This is a genomic window from Streptomyces sp. NPDC031466 (genome assembly GCF_055581265.1).
In genome coordinates, this window is record NZ_JBVIJT010000001.1 from 588,281 (window position 1) to 610,028 (window position 21,748).

General features: G+C 70.4%; 19 protein-coding genes and 3 pseudogenes. 10 read left to right on the forward strand and 12 right to left on the reverse strand.

Features of this window, described 5'->3' with window-relative positions; all coding sequences use genetic code 11:
- Window positions 1-36 precede the first annotated feature (36 nt).
- Genes ACZ5GP_RS02065 through ACZ5GP_RS02075 form a run of 3 tightly spaced genes read left to right on the forward strand, consistent with a single transcriptional unit; the run spans window position 37 to window position 1,153 of the window.
- Window positions 37-459 (forward strand): cupredoxin domain-containing protein, encoded by a 423-nt coding sequence (locus ACZ5GP_RS02065; RefSeq protein WP_468748922.1) that lies wholly within the window; start codon window positions 37-39, stop codon window positions 457-459.
- A 59-nt stretch (window positions 460-518) separates the two neighbouring features.
- On the forward strand, window positions 519-992 hold the full coding sequence (locus ACZ5GP_RS02070; RefSeq protein WP_468748923.1) for a hypothetical protein: 474 nt from the start codon (window positions 519-521) through the stop codon (window positions 990-992).
- 32 nt (window positions 993-1,024) lie between these two features.
- Entirely contained in the window at window positions 1,025-1,153 is a 129-nt protein-coding gene (locus ACZ5GP_RS02075; RefSeq protein WP_468748924.1) for a hypothetical protein, read from the forward strand.
- Window positions 1,154-1,168: 15 nt separating this feature from the next.
- Here the strand turns inward: ACZ5GP_RS02075 and ACZ5GP_RS02080 are convergent, their stop codons facing one another.
- The 4 genes from ACZ5GP_RS02080 to ACZ5GP_RS02095 are packed head-to-tail and all read right to left on the reverse strand — an operon-like array spanning window position 1,169 to window position 5,760.
- Complete coding sequence (locus ACZ5GP_RS02080) at window positions 1,169-2,524, reverse strand: GH1 family beta-glucosidase (RefSeq protein WP_468748925.1); 1,356 nt, start codon at window positions 2,522-2,524, stop codon at window positions 1,169-1,171.
- Between the two features lie 41 nt (window positions 2,525-2,565).
- Window positions 2,566-3,405, reverse strand: coding sequence for a carbohydrate ABC transporter permease (locus ACZ5GP_RS02085; RefSeq protein ID WP_468749068.1), 840 nt, complete (start codon window positions 3,403-3,405; stop codon window positions 2,566-2,568).
- 28 nt (window positions 3,406-3,433) lie between these two features.
- Window positions 3,434-4,429: a carbohydrate ABC transporter permease gene (locus ACZ5GP_RS02090; protein ID WP_468748926.1), complete on the reverse strand. Its 996-nt coding sequence runs from the start codon at window positions 4,427-4,429 to the stop codon at window positions 3,434-3,436.
- Between the two features lie 14 nt (window positions 4,430-4,443).
- Window positions 4,444-5,760, reverse strand: coding sequence for an extracellular solute-binding protein (locus ACZ5GP_RS02095; RefSeq protein ID WP_468748927.1), 1,317 nt, complete (start codon window positions 5,758-5,760; stop codon window positions 4,444-4,446).
- A gap of 183 nt (window positions 5,761-5,943) precedes the next feature.
- Here ACZ5GP_RS02095 and ACZ5GP_RS02100 point away from each other — a divergent pair, with 183 nt between their 5' ends.
- Window positions 5,944-7,266: an ROK family protein gene (locus ACZ5GP_RS02100; RefSeq protein WP_468748928.1), complete on the forward strand. Its 1,323-nt coding sequence runs from the start codon at window positions 5,944-5,946 to the stop codon at window positions 7,264-7,266.
- 139 nt (window positions 7,267-7,405) lie between these two features.
- On the opposite strand, the gene ACZ5GP_RS02105 is transcribed toward ACZ5GP_RS02100, so the two are convergent.
- Together ACZ5GP_RS02105 and ACZ5GP_RS02110 are read right to left on the reverse strand one after the other, a co-directional pair.
- On the reverse strand, window positions 7,406-9,616 hold the full coding sequence (locus tag ACZ5GP_RS02105) for a discoidin domain-containing protein (protein ID WP_468748929.1): 2,211 nt from the start codon (window positions 9,614-9,616) through the stop codon (window positions 7,406-7,408).
- 158 nt (window positions 9,617-9,774) lie between these two features.
- A pseudogene (locus ACZ5GP_RS02110) lies at window positions 9,775-10,137 on the reverse strand (DUF6010 family protein); the annotation flags it as partial.
- On the opposite strand from ACZ5GP_RS02110, the pseudogene ACZ5GP_RS02115 reads away from it, so the two are divergent.
- Window positions 10,133-10,345: pseudogene (locus tag ACZ5GP_RS02115) on the forward strand (alpha/beta hydrolase); the annotation flags it as partial. The pseudogenes ACZ5GP_RS02110 and ACZ5GP_RS02115 overlap by 5 nt on opposite strands.
- A gap of 198 nt (window positions 10,346-10,543) precedes the next feature.
- Window positions 10,544-11,680: an FAD-dependent oxidoreductase gene (locus ACZ5GP_RS02120; RefSeq protein ID WP_468748930.1), complete on the forward strand. Its 1,137-nt coding sequence runs from the start codon at window positions 10,544-10,546 to the stop codon at window positions 11,678-11,680.
- Between the two features lie 7 nt (window positions 11,681-11,687).
- On the opposite strand, the gene ACZ5GP_RS02125 is transcribed toward ACZ5GP_RS02120, so the two are convergent.
- The 4 genes from ACZ5GP_RS02125 to ACZ5GP_RS02140 all read right to left on the reverse strand — a co-directional run bounded on the left by ACZ5GP_RS02125 (window position 11,688) and on the right by ACZ5GP_RS02140 (window position 17,175).
- Complete coding sequence (locus ACZ5GP_RS02125; protein ID WP_468748931.1) at window positions 11,688-12,407, reverse strand: MFS transporter; 720 nt, start codon at window positions 12,405-12,407, stop codon at window positions 11,688-11,690.
- A 24-nt stretch (window positions 12,408-12,431) separates the two neighbouring features.
- On the reverse strand, window positions 12,432-14,093 hold the full coding sequence (locus ACZ5GP_RS02130) for a tannase/feruloyl esterase family alpha/beta hydrolase (RefSeq protein WP_468748932.1): 1,662 nt from the start codon (window positions 14,091-14,093) through the stop codon (window positions 12,432-12,434).
- 124 nt (window positions 14,094-14,217) lie between these two features.
- On the reverse strand, window positions 14,218-16,095 hold the full coding sequence (locus tag ACZ5GP_RS02135; protein ID WP_468748933.1) for a helix-turn-helix domain-containing protein: 1,878 nt from the start codon (window positions 16,093-16,095) through the stop codon (window positions 14,218-14,220).
- A gap of 171 nt (window positions 16,096-16,266) precedes the next feature.
- Window positions 16,267-17,175 carry a 3-hydroxyacyl-CoA dehydrogenase family protein gene (locus ACZ5GP_RS02140; protein WP_468748934.1) on the reverse strand — a complete coding sequence of 303 codons (909 nt, stop codon included), beginning with the start codon at window positions 17,173-17,175 and terminating at the stop codon, window positions 16,267-16,269.
- Window positions 17,176-17,683: 508 nt separating this feature from the next.
- Between ACZ5GP_RS02140 and ACZ5GP_RS02145 the strand changes: the two genes are divergently transcribed.
- The 4 genes from ACZ5GP_RS02145 (at window position 17,684) to ACZ5GP_RS02160 (ending at window position 20,433) form a co-directional block, all read left to right on the forward strand.
- The gene (locus ACZ5GP_RS02145) at window positions 17,684-18,484 is read left to right on the forward strand and encodes an esterase/lipase family protein (RefSeq protein ID WP_468748935.1); all 801 of its coding nucleotides are present in this window, start codon (window positions 17,684-17,686) and stop codon (window positions 18,482-18,484) included.
- A gap of 190 nt (window positions 18,485-18,674) precedes the next feature.
- On the forward strand, window positions 18,675-19,433 hold the full coding sequence (locus tag ACZ5GP_RS02150) for a CoA transferase subunit A (protein ID WP_468748936.1): 759 nt from the start codon (window positions 18,675-18,677) through the stop codon (window positions 19,431-19,433).
- On the forward strand, window positions 19,430-20,080 hold the full coding sequence (locus ACZ5GP_RS02155) for a CoA transferase subunit B (protein ID WP_468748937.1): 651 nt from the start codon (window positions 19,430-19,432) through the stop codon (window positions 20,078-20,080). Before ACZ5GP_RS02150 ends, ACZ5GP_RS02155 begins: the two co-directional genes overlap by 4 nt.
- Window positions 20,081-20,121: 41 nt before the next feature.
- A complete protein-coding gene (locus ACZ5GP_RS02160) occupies window positions 20,122-20,433 on the forward strand; it encodes a hypothetical protein (RefSeq protein WP_468748938.1) in 312 nt (103 codons plus the stop codon).
- Between the two features lie 145 nt (window positions 20,434-20,578).
- Here ACZ5GP_RS02160 and ACZ5GP_RS02165 read toward each other — a convergent pair whose 3' ends face one another.
- Together ACZ5GP_RS02165 and ACZ5GP_RS02170 are read right to left on the reverse strand one after the other, a co-directional pair.
- A complete protein-coding gene (locus ACZ5GP_RS02165; RefSeq protein WP_468748939.1) occupies window positions 20,579-21,211 on the reverse strand; it encodes an SMI1/KNR4 family protein in 633 nt (210 codons plus the stop codon).
- A gap of 70 nt (window positions 21,212-21,281) precedes the next feature.
- Window positions 21,282-21,538 (reverse strand): annotated as a pseudogene (locus tag ACZ5GP_RS02170) (ISKra4 family transposase); the annotation flags it as partial.
- Window positions 21,539-21,748 lie beyond the last annotated feature (210 nt).

The following is a 21,748-nucleotide window of genomic DNA, read 5'->3' on the forward strand; positions in this document are numbered from 1 at the left end:
CCCGGACCGGCACGCCACGAACCCCCCGGAGAAACGATGCCCCTGCGCCCCCGCAGACCGCACACGGCCATCACCGCCGCCGTCGCACTCCTGTGCATGCTGATGACCGTCGCGGGATGTTCGGACGGCAAAGACTCTGATTCCTCCTCGCCGCCCTCCACCTCCGCATCGTCATCCGCGCGCTCCTCCTCGCCGTCGGGCGGCAAGGACGCCAAGATCACGATCAAGGACTTCGCGTTCGAACCCGCCGATTTGACGGTCGCCCCGGGTACGAAGGTCACCGTCGTCAACGAGGACTCGGCCCCCCATACGGTGACGGCCGGCGGTGACAAGCCGTTCGACACCGGCAGCATCGCCGCGGGCAAGCGGGCCACCTTCACCGCGCCGTCCCGGGCAGGGAAGTACGCGTACATCTGCACCATCCACCAGTACATGAAGGGCGCGCTCACGGTCCGCTGACCTCGGATGCCCGCACACCTCCACCGCCCGTACCCAGCTCGGGCCGGGAAGGGAATCGCATGTCCCTCCAACCCCCGCCGTCCACCCGCCCGGAACACCGGCTGCTCCGGGGCGCGGCCCGTATCCTGGCCGCCACCGGGCTCGCGGTGGACGCCTACGTGCACGCGCACCTGGCGGACCGGTACGACGCCGTCGGAGACACCATCAGCCAGGGCACCCTCTTCCGCATCGAAGCCGCTCTGGCAGCCCTCGCCGCCCTGCTCGTCCTGGTGTGGCGCCGCCGACCGGCAGACGCCTTCGCCTGGCTGGTCGCCGCGGGAGGACTGGCCGCCCTGCTCCTCTACCAGTACGTCGACGTGGGGGCCGTCGGACCGCTCCCGAACATGTACGAGCCCGTCTGGTCCGGCGACAAGAAGCTCACCGCGGTCGCCCAAGCCGTCACCCTCGTGTGCACCACTCTGCTCCTCACCCTGTTCCTCGGCGTTCGCCGACGCCGGCGCCGATTCGAGGGAAACCGTCTCGCCCGGCGCTAGAGCACAACGTCGATCCCGGTATCCAGGATCTGGTGCGCCGGCCCGTGGAGGACATGGCCGCGGCGATGGCCGGGCTGCTGGGCGAGTTGACGCACGGCCCCGGCACCGAGCCGCGCGCGCTCGACTTCGAACCGGAGCTGGTCGTGCGCGCATCCGCCTGACGCGGTGTCACGCGGTCAGGCATGGGACTCCCGGTGGGCGCGGATGATCTGCGCGTACCGCAAGCCGCTCGTCTTGAGGGTCCGGGCCTGGGTGGCGTAGTCGACGTGGACGAGGCCGAACCGCTTGTCGTAGCCGTAGGCCCACTCGAAGTTGTCGAGCAGGGACCAGGCGTAGTAACCGGCCAGCGGCACGCCCTTGCGGATCGCTCGGGCGCACGCGCCCACGTGCTCCTCCAGGTAGCGGGCCCGGTCGGGGTCGTGGACGGTGCCGTCGGGCGCGACGGTGTCCGGGAACGCCGAGCCGTTCTCGGTGACGTACAGCTCGCGCACCCCGTAGTCGTCGGTCAGGCGCAGCAGCAGCGCTTCCAGGCCGCCGTCGTCGATCTGCCAGTCCATGCCGGTGCGCGGCACGTCGGGCAGCCGGACCTCGCGGGCGTACGGGACGGGGCCCCCGGGGTCGTCGGTGACGGTCGCCGGGAAGTAGTAGTTGAGGCCGTGCCAGTCGAGCGGGGCGGCGATCGTCTCCAGGTCCCCGGGGCGTTCCGGCAGGGGCACGCCGTACAGCTCGCGCATGTCGGCGGGGAATCCTCGGCCGTGGACGGGGTCGAGCCACCAGCGGTTGGTGTGGCCGTCCATGCGGGTGGCGGCCGCGATGTCCTGCGGGCGGGTGGAGGCGGCCTCGACGGTGGAGTGGTTGGTGACCAGGCCGATCCGCGCGCCGGGGGCCGCCACGCGGACCGCGTGGGTGGCCAGGCCGTGGGCGAGCAGCAGGTGGTACGAGGCGCGCACGGCGGCGGTCAGGTCGCTCAGGCCGGGTGCCATCCGGCCTTCCAGGTGCCCGATCCAGCCGGAGCACAGGGGTTCGTTCAGGGTGGCCCACCGGGTGACGCGGTCGCCGAGCCGGCCGGCCACGACGGAGGCGTAGTCGGCGAGGTGTTCGGCGGTGTCCCGTACGGTCCAGCCGCCGCGGTCCTGGAGGGCCTGGGGCAGGTCCCAGTGGTAGAGGGTGACGTTGGGGGTGATGCCGGCGTCGAGAAGGGCGTCGACGAGGCGGTCGTAGAAGTCGAGTCCGGCCGGGTTGACCGGCCCGTCGCCCGCGGGCATGACGCGGGGCCAGGCGACGGACATGCGGTAGGCGTCGGTGCCGAGCCGCTTCATCAGGGCGATGTCCTCGGGCCAGCGGTGGTAGTGGTCGCAGGCCACGTCGCCGTGGTCGCCGCCGTCGACCTTGCCCGGGGTGTGGGAGAACGTGTCCCAGATCGACGGCGCCCTGCCGTCCTCGGCGACGGCGCCCTCGATCTGGTAGGCGGAGGTGGCCGTGCCCCAGGTGAAGTCGGCGGGGAAGGCGGCGAGGTCAAGCGGTTCGGACACAGAGGGCCTCTCTGAGGGGGGCGACGGTGGTGCCCCGACGGTTACTTGACGGCGCCCGCGGTCAGGCCGGCGACGAGGTAGCGCTGGAGGAGGAGGAAGCCGGCGACGACGGGCAGGCTGACGACGAGTGAGGCGGCCATGACCTGGTTCCAGTACACCTCGTTCTGGGTGGAGTAGCCCTGGAGGCCGACGGCGAGGGTGCGGGTGGTGTCGTTGGTCATGACCGAGGCGAAGAGCACCTCTCCCCAGGCGGTCATGAAGGCGTAGACGGTGACCGCGACGATGCCGGGGATCGCGGCGGGCACGATGATCCGGAACAGTGCGCCGAGCGCCCCGCAGCCGTCCACCTTGGCCGCCTCGTCGAGGTCTTTGGGCACCGAGTCGAAATAGCCGATCAGCATCCAGATGGAGAAGGGCAGCGAGAAGGTGAGGTAGGTGAGGATCAGGCCGCCGCGGGAACCGAACAGGGCGATGCCGGTGGCGTTGCCGATGTTGACGTAGATCAGGAACAGCGGCAGCAGGAACAGGATGCCGGGGAACATCTGGGTCGACAGCACGGTCACCGTGAAGACGCGTTTGCCGCGGAAGGAGTAGCGGCTGACCGCGTAGGCCGCGAACACGGCGACGGTGACGGAGCAGACGGTGGCCGCGCCCGCCACGACCAGCGAGTTCATGAAGTAGTCGGCCAGCGGGACCGTTTCCCAGATGTCGAAGTACGGGCGGACGGTGAGGCCCGAGGGGACCCACGCGAACTTCCCCGAGACGTCCTCCAGCGGCTTCAGCGAACTGGAGACCATCACGTACACCGGCAGCAGCACGAAGCCGGTGAGGAGGGTCAGGAAGATCCTGCGGCTCCACAGGAAGGACGGCGGGGCGGCCATCGGGGAGCGGGGCCGCCGGGTGGTGGGGCTAGGCATCGGTGGCCTTCCTTCCGCGGGAGGTGAACCAGAGGTAGAGGCCCGTCACGAGGAGCAGGAAAAGCAGCAGGAGGACCGACATCGCGGAGCCCGTCCCGAAGTTCCAGGTCTGGAACGAGGATTGATAGATGTGGAGGGAGATCAGGTCGGCGGCCTCGGGCGCCGCCTTGCCGAACAGGACGAAGGGGGTGTTGAAGTCGTTGAACGTCCACAGGAACAGCACCAGGACGAGGACCTGGTTGACCGGGCGCAGCGCCGGCAGGGTGATGCGGCGGATCTGCTGTCGGACGCCCGCGCCGTCGAGTGCGGCGGCCTCGTAGATCTCCCGGGGTATGTTCTGCAGCCCGGCCATGAGGATGAGGAAGGCGAAGGGCCAGCCCTTCCACACCGAGACGACGAGCAGCGCGACGAAGCTGTTGTCGCCGATCAGCCAGAACGGGGCGCTGTCGGTGATCCCGAGCTGGTCGTGCAGTACGTGGTTCACCAGCCCGTTGTCCCGCTGGAACATGAACGCCCAGGTGATGACGGCGGCGTAGACGGGCAGCGCGTACGGCACCAGGAAGACCGTGCGCAGCACGCCCCGGCCGCGGAACGACTCCTGCATGAAGATCGCCGCCGCCACTCCCAGCAGCCAGCACAGGCCGACCGACAGGACGGTGAACAGGCAGGTGGTGAGGAAGGACTTCAGCAGCGCCTCGCCGACGGGGGCGTCGAAGTCGACTGTCAGGGCGTAGTTGTCGAGGCCGGCCCAGGGCGCGGTGCCCCAGTCGCGGAGGTAGAACTGGGTCAGTTCCTTGAAGCTGACGACGATGCCGATCACCATCGGCACGAGGTGGACCAGCAGTTCGAGCAGCAGGGCGGGGAACAGCAGCAGATACGGCAGTGCGATGCCGCGCAGCCGCCCGGGGCGGCGCCCGCGCGGCGCCTTGCCCGGGCCGTTCTTCCCTGCCGTCCGCTCGCCTGTGCTCAGGGCAGCGGTGGTGGTCATGGTGGTGTCCGCGCTCACTTCTTCGGCATCTGCTGCTGGGCCTTTTCGAGCTTCGCCCTGACGGATGCCGTCGTGACCGGGCGGCCTGCGGCGGCGTCGGCGAAGAGTTCCTTGACGGCGGTGCCGACGACGGTCTCGAACTGCGACTCCTCGGGGACCTGCGGCAGCGCGGCGGCGCTGGTGGCGAGGGTCTCGCGGAGCACGGTGAGGGCCGGGTCGTCGAAGGCCGGGTCCTGCTGGGCGGCCTTGACGGGCGGGATGGAGCCGTACGCCTTGTTGAGGGTGATCTGCTCCTCGTCGCTGGTCATGAACTTCACGAACTTCTTGGCGCCGTCGATGTTCTTGGTGTTCTTGAAGACGGCCATGTTGATGCCGGCGACCATCGAGTTGGTGGCCCGGTCCGCGCCGGGCTCGCCGGACCGCACCGGGGCGGGGGCGACGCCCCACTCGTCCTTGTCCATGCCCTGCGCCTTGAAGGTGGCCGACGCGGTCTGCCAGAGCACCATGGCCGTCTTGTCCTTGGCGAAGTCGCTCAGGGACTGGTTCTTCGCGTACTCGGCGTTGCCCGGCGCGATGATCTTCTCCTCGGCCATCAGGTCGACGTACTGCTTGACCGCCGCCACGGCGCCGGCGGAGGTGAAGTCGGCCTTGCCGTCGGGGGTGAAGAAGTCCGCGCCGTGCTGCCTGGCGAGGACGAAGACCTGGTGGATGTTGGAGGAGAGGTTGGAGCCCTCGGCGCCGAGGGCCCACGTGCCGTCCTTGGAGAGCTTCTTCCCGGTCTCGGCCATCTCCTCCCAGGTGGCCGGGGGCTGGCCGATCCCGGCCTCGGCGAACATCTTCTTGTTGTAGTAGAGCGCGTAGGCCATGGAGTACAGGGGCACGGCGGCCGGGTCCTGGCCGTGGGCGCCGGTGGAGTCGAGCGCGGACCGCACGAAGCGGTCCTTGCCGCCGATCGCCTCGAAGTTCTTCGCGTCCCAGGGCAGCAGGGCGCCACTGGACTGGAGCGAGGCGCTCCAGGTGTTGCCGATGTTGAGGACGTCGGGGCCCTGGCCGGAGGTGGTCGCGGTGAGGATGCGGTTGAGGAGGTCGGCCCAGGGCACGACCTCCAGCTTCACCTGGATGCCCGTGCGCTTCTCGAACTTGTCGAGTTCCGGCTGGAGGACCCTCTTGTCGACCTCCAGGTTCGCACCCTGGTTGGAGGCCCAGTAGGTGAGGGTTTTCGGCTTCTCGTTGGAGCCTTCCGTGCCGGCGGACCCCCCGCCGCAGGCCGCCGCGGTGAGGGCGAAGGAGAGGGTGACGGCGCCGACGGCTGCGGCTCTGATTCTGCGCATAACTCCAGAGGCCTTCCGGGAAGTAACGGGGTCGCCCGCGGAGGGGGGCGGGAGCGGCGCCCCGCGTTCCCGAAGCCCCCCACGGCTTAATTTAGGATGTGAGTTAAACCTCAAGCGAAGGTCGCGTCAAGGGCTCCTCCCCATGTAAGTTGCGGTGACGACTTCGGAACGAGGGGGGGCAGGGTGAAGATGCGCAGTGGCCGTACAGTGCGTGACCTGCGGCGGGAGAACCGCACCGCGGTATTGCAGCGGTTGTACTTCGACGGGCCGCTCAGCCGGTTCTCGCTGGGGCCGGTCACCGGGCTGAGTTCGGGTTCGGTGAGCAACGTGGTCTCCGAACTGGTCGCCGAGGGACTGGTGGAGGAGGCCGGCAGCGTCGACTCGGCCGGCGGCCGTCCCCGCACGCTGCTGCGGGTCAGCGCCCGGAGCGGTTGCATGATCGGCGTCGACATCGGCGAGACCCGGGTGCGCATCGAACTCTTCGACCTCGCCCTCACCGAACTGGCCCGGGTCGAGAGGCCGCTGGAGACCGACGGCCCGCGCCGCCTCGACCGCTACGACGTCGACGTCGTCGTGCGTCATCTGCGCGAGGGCATCCCCGAGGTGCTGGACGAGGCCGGCGTCGCGGCGGGGCGGCTGCTCGGCGTCGGGATCGGGGTGCCGGGCATCGTCGCCGGGACTCCGGAGGACGGCGCCGTCGTGCACGGCCAGACGATCGGCTGGGACGCGGTTCCGCTGGAGCGGTTGCTGCGCGAGTCCCGGATCCTGCCCGAGACCGTGCCGTACTACATCGCCAACGGCGCCAGGACCCTGGGCCAGGCGGAGATGTGGTTCGGCGCCGGCCGGGGCGCGCAGAGCGCGGCGGTGGTGCTCTTCGGCTCCGGCGTCGGCGCCTGCGTCGTCGGCGAGGACATGGGGCCCGGTCGGGCCGTGGAATGGGGGCACCTGACGGTGCGGGTACGCGGGCGCCGGTGCCGCTGCGGCGCGCGGGGCTGTCTGGAGGCGTACGCGGGCGCGGAGGCCCTGCTGGAGCGCTGGGCGGAGGCGGGCGGGCAGCCGCCCGCGGGCGCGGACGAGGAGAGCGCGCTCACCGCGATGCTCGCCGCCGCCTACCCGGAGACCGACGAGAAGGGGAACGGCCCGGAACCCGATGCCACGGCCCTGGCCGTCCTGGAGGAGACCGCCGAGTACCTCGGCGCCGGGTTCTCCGACCTCATCAACCTCTTCCAGCCCGAACGCATCCTGGTCGGCGGCTGGGCCGGACTGCAGCTCGGCCGGCGCTTCCTGGACTCGGTGACGGCGTACGCCACCTCGTACGCCCTGACCTACCCCGCCGCCCGCGTCCGCATCGACCTCGGCACGCTGGGACCGGACGCCGTCACCGTGGGGGCCGCGATCCTGCCGCTCGCCGACTTCTTCGAGCGTGGCGGCCGGCCGGAGGCGGCCGAACCGGTGGAACCGGATCCGGCATGGCGGACCGCCCTGCGGGAGCGCTCGGTGCAGTGAGCGGCGCGGGCCGCTCCCGCAGGCGGCCGGCGCGGACGATGTGGTTCCAGCGCGCCCACACGGTCGGCGAGCCGCGGCGCCCGGCCGGTCTGCGGGGCGAGGGTGCTCTGGACACATCTCCTCCTGGCCGGCGGTTCGGTCAGGGGTACGACACGACGGTGGACGGCACGGTCGAGGTGCCGGAGGGCACCGTGGAGTCGCCGGTGTCGTTGATGACGTGGTGGTAGTGGCCCATGCCGCCGAGCGAGACCACGAGGAGGCTGTGGAACTTCACCCCCGGTTTGACGGGCGTCTTGAAGCCGTGGTCCTGGCGGATGTCCGGGTCGACGTTGTAGTTGCAGTAACTGCCCAGACCCCACGCCTCGTGGGTGTCCACCGAGTCGTCGACGCGGTAGGCGGCGTAGCCCTTTGTCGAACCGTTCTGGATGGCGGCCTGGTCGGGCGCGTCGTACGCCTTCTCGTTCTGGTAGAAGATCGTCCGGCCGCGCTCGCCGTACCACTCGACGTCGTACTTGTTGAAGTGCTCGACGAACAGTCCCGTGGCCAGGACGTCGTCGCCGTTGACGCGCACACCGTAGTCGGCCCGGTTGGTTTCCCAGCCGACGCCCTCGCCGTGGTCGGCCCGCCACACCCAGGTGTGGTCGATGATCGTGTCGTCGCTGTTGACGACCACGCTGGTGGTCGCCTTGCCCGCGCCCGCCCCGCCGATGCGGATGTAGACGTCCTGCACGGTGGTGGGGTCGGCCGCGTGGTCGGCGGAGGCGCCCTGGGGGCCGATCTCCAGCAGCGTCGGGGAGTTGACGCGTCCGGCGTCGACGAGCAATCCGGCGAGCTTCACGCCGTCGACATCGGCGACCCTCATGGCGGTCACCCCGTTGTCCGGGATGATCGTGGCGAGGCCGAGCCCCAGCACGATGGTGTCGGGCCGGTTGATGGCGATCGTCTCGTCGACGTGGTAGACGCCCGGGGTGAAGAGCAGGTGCAGTCCCTGGGCAAGGGCGGCGTTGATGGTCGCGGCTGAGGCGCCCGGCTTGACGACGTAGAACTTGCTCAGCGGGATCGATTCGCCCTGCGGGGTGCCGTTCGCCCAGGTGGTGCCGCGGGCGTTGGTGCGCTTGGCGGGGGCGAAGACCTTGTAGTCGGCGCCGTCCAGGTAGAGGAAGGGCTTCTCGCGGGAGACGGGCGTGGTGTCGAGCGTGGTGTAGCGGGGCTCCGGGAAGCTGGTGGCCGGTGCGCCCTCGACGCCGGAGAAGACCTGGTTCCACACGGAGTTGGACCAGCCGCCGATCGAGCTGTCCCGGGTGTACCACTGCTGCTGCGAGTAGTTGCCGACCTGGCCGTCGATCTTGCTGTCGGCGATGTAGCCGCCGCTGGCCCAGCCGTAGCCGGCGGGCGCGAGGTTGAGGCCGCCCTTGACGTGCATCCGGCGGAACGAGGCCGCCTGCGAGACCGCCCACCGGTTGGTGCCGTTGACCGGTTTCACCGCGAGGTTCTCGGCGGCGCGCCAGAAGTTCTGGGTGGCGTTGCCGTTGAACCAGCCCGCGTCGACGGTGACATCACCGTTGATCGTGGTGTCGTCGGGGCGCAGGCCAAGGCCGGCGATCTGGGTGTAGAAGCCGATCTGGGCGTTGAGGTCGCTGTAGGTGCCCGGCTTGAAGAGGAAGGCGTGCCGACCGGAACCGAACTGCGCCGATTCCTGCTCCTTGAAGACCTGGTCCAGCTTGGCCTGGACGCCGGGCGTGGACGGGCTGAAGACGTGCACGTTCGGGCCCAGGTCACCGCCGCCGGGGATGACCGGTCCGGGGTCGTCACCGGTGGTGCCGTACACCTTGAACTCCCAGAGGGAGTAGCCGTATGGGGTGGCGCGGGCGGTGCCGAGCACGCGGACGTAGCGGGCGGTGCCGGAGACGTCCAGAGTCTCGGTGCCGCCGTTGCCGGCGGTGGTGGAGTAGGCCGTCGACCAGTCCGTGCCGTTCTGGGACGTCTCGATCCGGTAGGCCTTGGCGTAGGCGACCTCCCAGCGGAGTTCGACCCGGGTGAGGGAGGCGCGGGCGCCGAGATCGACGCGGATCCACTGCGGATCGGAGGCGGCGCTGGACCAGCGGGTGCCGTTGTCGCCGTCGACCGCGGCAGTCGCCGGAGTGCCGTAGTGCTCCTGGCTGGAGGCGGTGACCGGTTTGCCCTGCGACAGCAGGGTGGGCGCGGCCTGGGCCGACGGGGCGGGGACGAAGGCGAGAAGGGCGGCGGCCAAGGCGGTGACCACCACGCCGACGACGCCGCGGTGGTGACGGCGGTGGCGGCCAGGTCTGCGGGACACCGGCGCCGCCGGGGGTATGCCGACTGCGGACATGCGGGAGCTCCTCGGGATTGACCGAAACGGGAGAGCGCTCTCCGGAACCTTGCCCGTACCGCCAGTGGCGGTCAAGCTTCCTCACACGTCTTTTCTTTCGTCTTTCATTAAGGGGGGAGCATCACTTCGGGTGCCGACAGTGCCTGCCCGCGACCCCTTCAGTTCCCGGTCGACTCGGCCTTGTCCCCCACCCTCTTCATGCCGCCTGCGAGCCGCCTGCGGACCTCGATCAAGGAGGGGCCTCCGCGAAAGCATCACAGGGCGATGACCGGATCGCAGATGGCACATGCCAGGGACGCGTCGTGGTGGAACGGCAGGATGGAATGGCCCTTGAGGTGGTGGGCGAGGTCCCAGGCCGTGTGGAGCAGCCAACCGACGCCGATGACGGCCCAGGAGTCCAGGCCGCGGTAGGCGACATAGGCCATGAGCCCGACGAACGGGAGCTCCCACGGGCCGAATCCGCCCCCGCTCAGATAGGCGGCGCCGGCTCCGCCCACCATGATCGCGTTGAAGTGGCGTCGGATACAGGACGCCGTCGCGACGGCTCGGCTGACGATGCCCACCATGGCCGTCGGCTCTCGCCCCGTCGGCACCGGGCTCGCACACCAACTCCGTCCCCTCGCCGATGACCTGGTCGGACACCACCTCCAGGACTGCGGCCACATCATTCCCCTCGACCGCCCCGACGCGTTGTTCCCGCTCCTTGCCCCCTTCCTCTCCGCCGATCTGCCGATCTGCCGATCTGCCGAAGTGAGCGGAGCGGGACCGAGGGTGCACGGCCGGCGGTACTGCCGGTGGCGTGCCGACGGTATGTCGGTGCTCTGTCGGTGGCCTGTCGATGGCTGACGGGACAGTGGAGCTCGCCGGCGCGACCGGCAGGACCGGCCGGGTGCCCGCGCGCCGGTCCGGGACCAGGAAGGAAACCCCATGACCCCTTACATCACGATCATCGGCGCCGGACTCGGCGGCCTCACACTCGCCCGCGTCCTGCACGTCCACGGAATACCGGCCACCGTCCACGAGGCGGAGCCCTCCGCGGCCGCCCGCTCACAGGGCGGGATGCTCGACATCCACGACTACAACGGGCAACTGGCTCTGGAAGCAGCCAACTTGACGGACGAGTTCCGTGACATCGTCCTGGACGGCCGCCAGGCACTGCGGGCCCTCGCCCCGGACGGGAGCGTCCTGTTCGACAAGGCCGACGACGGCACAGGGGGACGCCCCGAGGTACAACGGGGCGAGTTGCGACAGATCCTGCTCGACTCACTCCCGGCCGGCACCGTCCGGTGGGGGCACAAGGTCAGCGGTGCCCGTACCGTCGGCGACGGCCGTCACGAAGTGACGTTCACCGACGGCAGCAGCGTCGTCACCGGCCTGCTGATCGGCGCGGACGGCGCGTGGTCCCGGGTCCGCCCGCTGCTCTCCACCGCCGCACCCGAGTACACCGGCAAGTCGGTCGTCGAGACCTACCTGTACGACGCCGACACCCGCCACCCGGCCGCCGCGAAAGCGGTCGGAGGCGGGTCGATGATCGTGCACACGCCGGGCCGGGAACTCTTCGCGCACCGGGAGAAGGGCGGCACGCTGCACGCCTACGCGGGGCTGTCCGAACCGCGGGAGTGGTTCGACGCCATCGACTTCGCCGATGCCGCCGCGGCCACAGCGCGGGTCGCGAAGGAGTTCGACGGCTGGGCACCGGAGCTGACCGCGCTGATCACCGAATGCGACACCGCGCCGGTCCTGCGTGCCCTCTACGCCCTGCCGGCCGGGCACCGGTGGGAACGGGTGCCCGGGGTGACCCTGCTCGGCGACGCCGCCCACCTCTCGGCCCCGAACGGCGAGGGCGCCAACCTGGCCATGCTCGACGGCGCCGAACTCGGCAAGGCCCTGGCCGCGCGGCCCGACGACATCGAGGCCGCGCTCACCGCATACGAGGAGGCCCTGTTCCCCCGCAGTGCCGAGGCCGCCGCCTCCGAGGGTGCCGAGGCCCACGGAACCGACCCCGAGAACGACCCGATCCGCGCCCTGCTCACCGCCCTCGCCCAGGAGGAGCAGCCCCACTGACTGATCATCATGAGTCGGAGAAGAAGGCCGCCTGTGGGGCGTACGTCGCGCCGTGGCAGAGCAGGGCCACGGTGACGGCCGTGACGATGGCCCCGAAGGACTGCCGGTCGCGCCAGTGGTCGCGCGGGACGGCGAGTACGGGCGGCTTCTCGACGGCGGCTTGTCCGCTCTCGCGGAGTTCGGCTGCCGCGAGGGCGGCCTTGAACACGGGTGATTCTTCGACGGAGAGCCGGATCCACAGTCCGACGAGCCAGCACGCCGGAGAGCAGGAACGGCACGCGCCAGCCCCATGAGTTGACGCCGCTTCCGGCAGTGTCGCCGTCAGTGTGGCGAGCACGCCCGTGGCCAGCAACTGCCCGGCCGGCGCCCCGGTCTGCGGCCATGAGGCCCAGAAGCCGCGCCGTTCGGCGTCTCCGTGCTCCACCACCAGCAGGACCGCGCCGCCCCACTCGCCGCCCAGCGCGAAGCCCTGGACCAGGCGCAGCACGGTGAGCAGGACGGGGGCGGCCGAGCCGATGGTGGCGTGGGTGGGGAGCAGGCCGATCAGGAAGATCGCGCCGCCCATCATCAGCAGGCTGTGGACGAGAAGTTTCTTGCGTCCCGGCCGATCGCCGTAGTGTCCGAAGACGAGGGCGCCGAGGGGGCGGGCCGCGAAGCCGACCGCGTAGGTCAGAAACGACAGGAGGAGCGGACACTGATCCCGCGCGGACGTCCTCCGCGCGGCCATACCGCCCCGGCCGGCCGGGGCGGGTCAGGTTCGTGGCCGTGTGCTGTGGCAGGCGAAGCTGTGGGCGGAGGCGGGGTCGCCGTGGCCGAGGTATGTCGGCCAGGAGGGGTAGGCGCACAACGGCCGGGTGCGGCCGTTGCCCGCGGGGCCGGCGTCGGTGACGACGGGCCGCTCGGGTGCCTTGTCCTCTTCCGCCCAGCCCTCCAAGGCGCTCAGCGAGTCGTAACTTGCCGCGAAGGCCGCGTCGACGTTGACGTGGTTGGCGCCGGGGATGAGGTAGAGCCGGGCGAAGTCGCGCGTGGCGCGTGGGCCCATGAGTCGCTGGACGCGCCGGAAGTATTCGACGGTGGAGCGGTGGCTGACCAGCTCGTCGGCGGTGCCGTGCAGGATGAGGAGCTTTCCGCCTGCCTTGGAAAAGCGGCGCACGTCGGGGTTGTTGACGTCCTGCAGGGCGGAGAGACGGCTGATGCGCTGCTGCCAGCTGCCGGGGCGGCGGGGGTCCACGGCCAGCGAGTCGTGTGCCGGGTCCCGGGTGACGAAGTACTTCACCCACTGGTCCCAGAACTGGACGCCGTAGCCGCTGTCCTTCGGCATCGGATGGCCGGGGGCGCGAACCCCCATGCCCAGCAGCGGGGTGCTCATGTCGGCGCCGGACAGGAAGGGGAACCCCGGATAGCCGGTTTCGCCGCTGGCCAGGCGGTACTTCCACCGCAGCGGCGAGGAGAGGGCCTGTGCGGCGCGGATCTGCTCGTCCGAGAGGCAGGTGTCCGCACTGTCCTTGCCGTCCGGGCAGCGCAGGGTGCGGGGCCGGAAGCGGCAGCCCGCCTCGTCGGATATGACGCCGTCGCGCAGGCCATCCCCACCGTCGCAGGACCGGATGACTGCGCGGTACAGCAGATCCTGTTCGGCCGGGTCGAGGAAGGCTCCGGGGCGGGAGAGGATGTGGGCTTCGTGGCCGAAGAAGAGGTTGAGGCCGGCGGCGTTCCAGGCGGGGTAGGCGGCGATGACGCCGTCGAAGTCGGCGGGCCAGCGCTGGGCGACGGCGAGCGCTTCGCGTCCGCCGCTGGAGCCGCCGGCGAAGTAGTTGTGGGCGGGGTCGGCGCCCTGGTAGTGCGTGCGGATGATGAAGTGCGCGGCGTCGTGGGTCTTCTTCAGTGCGTCGCCGGCGAAGTTGCGGACGGCTTCGTCGTTGAGGCCGAAAGAGCCGTCGAGGGAACGGGTGGGTTGGAAGTCCGGCGCCGCCTGGTGGCCGGAGTCGCCGGCGTAGGTGGCGTAGCCGCGGCTGAGTGGGCGCGGCTGGCGGGTCGGGCCGAAGGGGACGTTGCCCGTGACATCCGGGATGGTGCCGTCGTAGCCTCCGCCGCCGAACATCATCGTCTTCCGGTTCCACTGCCGAGGCAGGGCGACGCGCAGGGTGATGTCGGGAGCCCGAGGGTCCACGGGGTGGACCACGGCGTCGACACGGCAGTACGTGCCGGTCGCCGAAGTACCGCTGCCGGCCGGCTCGATGGTGTTCGCCGCGCTCACCTCACCGCCCGTGGTGCGCAGCCCGATGTGTGCGGCGGGTATGCGCAGGCCGCGCAAGTCACCGCAGTCGGCCGGTCCCTGGTCGGCGTGTGCCGGGACCTGGAGCGTGCCGCTGAGCAGGGTGCAGGCGAGTCCGGCCGCGGCGAGGGTTCTCTTCATGGCGTCTCCGTTGCGTGTGCCTCGTGTCGGGAGGCGCAAAGGCTACGGAGGGGGTCGCCGGGGACGGTATGGGCCGGACGCACACATCGAACTGCCCGCGGATGTGCTGGGCGCGAGGGTCGTGCTAGGGCTTGCTGACTCTCAGCAGCCGCAGGGCGACCTGGATCTCCAGGAGCCGTTCGGGGTCGCGCCAGGTGGTGCCGAGGAGTCGGCTGATCCGGCTCAGGCGCTGGGTGACGGTGTTCACGTGCAGGTGCAGCAGATGTGCGGTGTTGCGGGCGTGCCGGCCGGTGCGGCAGTACGTGTCGAGGGTGTGGACCAGGTCGGAGTGGTGGGTGCGGTCGTAGGCGAGGACCGGGCCGATGACGGATTCGATGAAGGAGGCGGTGGTCGGCTCGCCGCTGAACAGGGCTCCGACGAAGCCGAGTCCGCGGGCGTCGGCGACCTCGCCGGTCCTGCCCAGGGCGACCAGGGCGCGCAGGCAGTTGTCCGCCTCGCGGAAGGCGGCGGCGATATGGGTGATGTCCGCGGCTCGCGCGGTGCCGGCGGTGACGGGGTGGCGTGAGGTCCGCGCCAGTTCGTCGACGGCGCGGCGCGCCACGGCTTGGGGGTCGTCTCCCGGCAGCAGCAGGACCAGCGTGTTGCGCTGGAAGGTCGCCAGGCCGTGGGAGCGCCGGGCGATGGCCGCGGTGGCGGCGTGCACCCGCTCGCGTGGTTCGTCGTCGACCCGGGCCACCACCACGGTGCGGCAGGTGGCGAGGTCGACGTCGAGCAGGGCGGCCCGGTGCCGCAGGAGGTCGTGGTCCTTGTCGTGCGCGGCCAGCAGGTCGCCCAGCAGTTCGCCGCGTACGCGGGCTTCGGCCTCCGCCATGCGCCTGCGGGTGACGAGTACGAGGGAGGCCACCAGTGCGGCCCTTTCCAGGATGTGCCGGTCGGTGGCGTCGATCTGCGCGGGAGCGCTCAGGACGATCGTGCCGAGGGGCTCGGACTCGGTGATCAGGGGGACGGCGCACCGCGTCGTGCGGACCACGGTGTGGCCGGCCTGCCAGGCGTCCGCGCTGAGCCGGCCGAGTTCGTCGGCCGGGACCGTGTCGTGGCCGCGGGACCGGGCGACGGTGTTGCCCTCCTCGTCGAGGACGACGACCGTGCCGGAGACCGCGGTCGCGGTGGCCTGTACGACTTCGTCGACGCCGTTGCCCTGGATGACCAGGCGGGTGAGGCGTTCATGGACCTCCGCGGTGCGTTCCAGGTCCGCCATGTGGGAGCTGATCGTGTCGTTGGCGACCCGCAGCTCCGCCACCGCCTGTCGGGCGGCGCTCAGCAGGCGACTGTTCTCGATGGCCACCGCGGCGTGCGAGCCGAGCATCATCAGCACGCTGATGTCCCGGCTGCTGAAGTCCTGCCGGCTGCGGTGTGCGGCCAACAGGACTCCGATCACCTCCTGGTTGAGCTTGACCGGCACACCGAGCAGGGACTCGATCCGCTCGGCGGCCACGGTGGTGTCGATCTCGGTGGTGTGGGCGAAGGAGTCATCGCTGAGGTAGGCGGCGACGGCGTAGGGTTCGCCGGTCCGCGCGACGATTCCCCCGACGCCGGTCCCGATGGGCAGCCGCAGTTCGCGCAGCAGTCCGGAGATGTTGCCGGCGGCGGCTTTGATGTAGCTGTCGCCGCGGCCGCGGTCGCTGAGGCTTATGTAGGCGAGATCGCAGTCCAGCAGCCGTCGTGCGCGGTCGGCGATCGCCTGCAGGATGGTGTCCAGGTCCCGCAGGGAGGCCAGGTCGTTCGCCGTGTCGTTGAGCAGCTGGAGCTCTGCCTCGTTGCGGCGGTGGCGCAGCAGCCTTTCCCGCAGGCGCAGCGCGATCGCCCGCTCCTCCTCCAGCGTGTCCAGCCGGCCGGCCGGCTCTCCTGCGGCGCGGGCCAGTACCAGGGCCTCGTCGAAGGCCTCGATGTCGGCGTCATCGGCCAGCAGTTGCAGGAAAGACGGTCCGTACCCGTGTGCCATCGATCCTCCCCGTCGAGCCGTCCTCCCGGCGCCCGGCAAGTATGGCGCCGCCCGCCCGGATACCGCAGTGAACTGAGTGGGTTGCCTTCCGCTCTGCCGTCACCGTCGCCCTCCCCCGGTGTCCTGCCGCTACCGTCGCCTTGCCCGGTCCCCTGCCGTCGGCCCGGGCGTTCACGGTCCGAGGAGGTTGCGGCGGATGCCGTTGTCCAGGCGCTCCGCCACTTCTTCTCCCCGCCCGGCCGGCCAGGCCAGCAGTCCGCGGCCGGAGGTGCGGCCCCGATGTCCGGCGTCGAGGGATTCGTCGAGCGTGGGGAACGTGACCGCCGCGGACAGGTGGGGTGCCAGGCTGCCGAGGATGTCCCTGGTCAGGTCCAGGCCGATGAAGTCCGCGTTCTCCATGGGACCCACGGCGGACCAGCGCAGGCCCAGGCTCGCCCGCATGACCGTGTCGATCGTCCCCGGGTCGCAGACTCCCTGCTCCAACAGATGCAGCGCCTCCCGGACCAGGGCGAACTGGAGGCGGTTGCCGATGAACCCCGGCACGTCCCGGTGCAGGCGCACCGTCGTCTTGCCCATCCCCTCCAGCATGTCGCAGGCTTCCCGCACGAACCGGTGGTCCGTCTCCGCGCCGGGGGCGACCTCGACCAGCGGGACGACGTAGGGCGGATTCCACCAGTGCACCCCCACCAACCGCTGCGGGTACCGCATGCCCTTGGCCACCTGGGTGAGCGAGAGCACCGAGGTGGTGGACCACACCGGCGTCACGGCCGGCACCTTCGCCTCCAGCGCCGCCAGGACCTGATGCTTGACGTCGAGACGCTCGGGGACGGCCTCGATCACCACATCCACGCATGGCACCAGGTCCGCCAGGGTTTTGGCCGCGGTGACGCGTGCCGTCAGCATCCCGACATCACCCGGCGCCGTGCCGCAGCGTCGCAGGGCGCGCACGATGCGCTCGTCGAGCGAGGCCAGGGTCGCGGGGTCCGCGTCGTGCACCACGACACGGTGCGCCGCCTGAGCCAGCGCAACGGCGATCCCGTGCCCCATGAGCCCACCGCCGATGATTCCGAACCGGGTCATTGCCTGTCCTCCGATGGCTGGCCGGGTGTGTGCGGTGACGTGTGCCCTCGCGGCTTCGAGAACCGGAGATGTCCGGCGAGGCACACGGCAGGCGAAGGCTGAAGCCGCGGACCTGGTCCGCGCGGCTCGGTCGATGGCAGCCCCGCCGCATCGCCATGACGGTATGCCGCCCCCGCCAGGCACCACGAGAGGTGCCGTACACACACGTGGAGCACTGGGGGTGTGCACACCGCACACTCGGCGCGCTCACGCGCCCGCGCAGCCCAATTACCCGGCCGACCGCGGCTTTTGGCGGTCTCGCGTGACCCGCTCGTGCGGCCGAGACGTAATGGCTGGAGCGGACACCGATGGGGGCGAAAGAGGTGCGCCGTGACCATCTGACCGCTGGGGCGGGCGGTTCTAGCGTGCTCGGTGTCACACCACCCCACCATCCCTGTCGGCGTCCATCGAGTGCGAGCCGCACCGTCAGCACTCGATGACCACCGCACGACGGGCAAGGAGTCCCCCCATGCTGTTTGCATCCCCGACGCCCCGCTGGACGGCATCGACGCACGCGGACGACCGGCGACCGCTCCGTTCACGGCGGCTGCTCAGCGCCTCCCTCGCGGCCCTGCTGACCACGGGCCTTCTGGGCCTGGCGTCCCAGACCTCCAGTGCGGCCCCTCAGCCGGCGCCCGCCGCCGCCGGACACGACCCCGTGATAATGATCCCGGGCATGACCGGCAGCACGTCCAACATGAACACCATGAAGTCCAACCTGCAGGCCAACGGCTGGCCCGCGGACAGGCTGTTCACCTGGACCGACAGCAGCTCCATGACGCAGGACCTGGCCAAGGCCGCCCAGCAGCTCTCGGCCGAGGTCGACCTGGTCCGCGACCGGACCGGGGCCGACAAGGTCGTCCTCGCCACCTGGTCCGCCTCCACGCTGGCCTCCCGGTACTACATCAAGAACCTCGACGGCGCCGACAAGGTCTCCCAGTACATAGGCTTCGCGGGACCGCAGCACGGCACCACCAACAACGGCTGCCAGTGGTACGTGTCCTGCCAGCAGTTCGCCTCCGCGAACACCCCCTTCCTCAAGGCGTTGAACAGCCCCTCGGAGGTCCCCTTCAACGACAAGATCGACTACCTCACGATCAGGTCGACCGCGGACTACAACGCCGCACCGACCGACACCGCGATGTTGGCCGGCGCGGACGAGAACTACCTCATGAGCGGGCCGACGGCACCCAGCCACTTCATGATCATCTCCAACGCCGCGGCGCTGGCGAAGATGCGTTCCTTCATCACCGCACACGAAGGCGCCTGACCCCCACCAGTGGGGGCGAGAGTGTCCACCGGCCGGGCCGGGCGCCGCGCTTCGCCCCGCCCGGCCCGGCCGGCCCCGCCCCGCCTGTCGCACCGACCCTGGCTTTCGCGCCCTCCCCGGTGGACCCGAGCGGCGAACGTTTCCGCAGCCGGGCCGCGGCGCACCGCACACGAAGGGCCTCTTCACTTCCATGGACAAGACGATGGCTTCGGCCACGCGAGCAGTGGCCGACATCCCTGCCGGAGCGACTCTGGCAGTCGGCGGGTTCGGCCTCAGCGGCGTACCCGACACCCTCATCCGAGCGCTCCACGATCAGGGCGCCGACGACCTCGAAGTCGTCTCCAACAACTGCGGCGTGGACGGACGCGGCCTGGGGATCCTGTTGGGCTCACGCCGCATATCCAGGGTCACCGGCTCCTACGTCGGTGAGAACAAGGAGTTCGCCCGCCAGTACCTGAGCGGGGAACTGGAGGTGGAACTGGTGCCCCAGGGAACCCTGGCCGAGCGGCTGCGGTCCGGCGGCACGGGGATCCCGGCCTTCTACACCCCGGCAGGGGTGGGCACGCAAGTCGCCACCGGCGGGCTGCCCTGGCGTCACGCGCCCGACGGGACGATCGCCCTGGCCTCTCCGCCCAAGGAAACCCGGGACTTCGACGGGCGCACGCACGTTCTGGAGCACGCCATCACCACCGACTACGCCCTCGTCCGGGCCCGGCGGGGCGACCACCACGGCAACCTCGTCTTCCACCGGGCCGCCGCCAACTTCAACGCGCTCGCGGCCATGGCCGGCCGGGTCACGATCGCCGAGGTCGAAGAGCTGGTCGAACCCGGCGAACTGGCCGCCGACCACATCCACGTGCCCGGCATCTTCGTCCAACGCGTCGTACAGCTCACCCCCGCTCAGGCGGCCGACAAGTCGATCGAGAAAAGGACGGTGCGTTCCCGATGACCTGGACCCACGAGCAGATGGCGGCCCGCGCCGCCGCCGAACTCACCGACAATTCCTACGTCAATCTCGGCATCGGCCTGCCCACTCTGATCCCCGGCCACCTCCCGCCCGGCGTGCACGTCGTCCTGCACTCCGAGAACGGCATCCTGGGCACCGGCCCCTATCCGCACGAGGACCAGGTCGACCCCGATCTGATCAACGCCGGCAAGGAAACCGTCACCGTTCTTCCCGGGGCCGCCTTCTTCGACTCGGCCCTGTCCTTCGGCATGATCCGCGGCGGCCACATCGACACGGCCGTCCTCGGCGCGATGCAGGTCTCGCACCAGGGCGACCTCGCCAACTGGATGATCCCCGGGAAGATGGTCAAGGGCATGGGCGGCGCGATGGATCTGGTCCACGGCGCCCGCCGCGTCATCGTCCTCATGGACCACACGGCCAAGGACGGCAGCCCGAAAATCCTCGAGGAGTGCGAACTCCCCCTCACCGGCGCGCGGTGCGTGCACCGCGTCATCACCGACCTCGGTGTCCTCGACGTGACGGAGAACGGCCTGGCGCTGGTGGAGACCGCCCCCGGCACCACCATCGAGGACGTCGTCGACAGCACCGCCGCGCCCGTGCTCCTCGACCATCTCTCCGCCGCCTGCTGACGACAAGCGGACATGGGGCTGCACCACGCACCCGGCATCCCGTGGAACGACGGAGCCCGCTCCGGACTCGACCGGTACGCCCCCCTGCTGGCCCCCACCTCGCCTCCCCCTCACACGGCTTCATCGTCGCCGCCGCGGAGGGCAACACGGGCGTCGGCATCTCGACCCCCGCGTTCCACGACATCTACCACCCCTACCTGGACGCCGTACGGGCTTGCCGTGCGGCCGTCCGCGACGAGCTGGAGGGCCATTCCCTCGCCCCGAAAGACTTCGGCTGGTCGGCTTGGGACGGTCGCGAGCGCTGCCCCCAGTGCGGGCAGCGCGGGACGAACACGGCGCCCGAGCAGCGCTGAGCCCGCCCCAGCCGGATCGCCGGGTACGGCAACTCTCCCGAGACGGACGGTTGTCGATGCATCCTGAGAGTGCTGGCGGTTCAGGCGCCTTGGGAATGTTCGTGAGACGCAGGAACGCTCCGATGGTTCGCCTGGAATCTACTGGCTAGGACAGCCCGACTGGGGCGGCCCTCAACGGGTGACCGTTCAGTTCCAAACACCCCGCTTCGTCCCACCATATTCCGCCTCGCGTGGTGAGGTAGGGGTGCAGTTCGCGGACGTCTCCGCCTGCGTGCAGTGCCTGCGCGACTGCGTGGAGAAGACTCGCAAGGTCAGGCCAGGAATCGGTGAAGTCGCCCCCACCGCTGTGGCCTGCCCAGCCGAGACGCCGGGTCCCTGGGCCAGGCCGCAGGTCGATCACCTGCGTCCCGCCATCGGCACTCTCGGCCCAGGGAATCCAGAGCGGGTGCCACCAAGGCTCGTCTTCCCAGGGGTGAGCGGTCAAGCCCTCGTTCTCCGCCGCGACGGTCATGCAGGTCTGCCAATGTTCCACGATGCCGCCCACTGCAAGCGGGGACTGCTCCGGCAGGATGGACGTCCAGGTGCTCGCACCGTTGTGGCATTGCAGAGACTCAGCGAGATCACCGGGCATCTGGGCGCCGAGGATCCGTTCCGCATGTCGGATCTCGTCCGATGTCGCTGGTGGATTGAGGAGCGTGAAATCGGCGGCCACATGCGTCTCCAGCCAGGCGTCGATCAGGCGCCAGGACTCCGACGGGGGCGAGATCTTCCATGCCATGGCGCCATCCTGCCCCACACGTCTGACGATGCCGAGCTGGGTGCAGCTCTCCCCGGGGGACGCCTGCGGTTCAGACCGTGAGGTCGTAGTCGTGCTGGTCAGAGGTGCAATAGAGCCGTTCGTGCTCGCAGGCGAGATGGAGGCGAAGTAGGCGTCAAGGTCACCGTTGTCCTTCACCGCCCGGAGTTCGAGGACGGCCTCGGTGCCGCTCAGCTCCCACCTCGCCCCGGTGATCTCCGGACGGTCGCCGATGAGATGCCTGCATGCGCCCTCGATCGGGCCGGTGGCGATCGGCCAGCCTTCGGCCAACGCGGTGTCATAGCACAGTTGGTCAAGGTGGCCGGCCATGTAGTGGACGCAGGTGTCTGCGGCTTCGCGTTTCGCTCCGCGCGGGCTGGCCCGCTCTGGCTGCGCGGTAATCTCCGCGGCGGCGAGGCTGGCCCGGCCGTGGAGAATCGTGGTCAGGTGCCCGACGACCCAGGCTTCGGCTGCCGGGGTGCCGGGCCGATGGAAGCTGTGCGCGGCAGCCCGGACGTA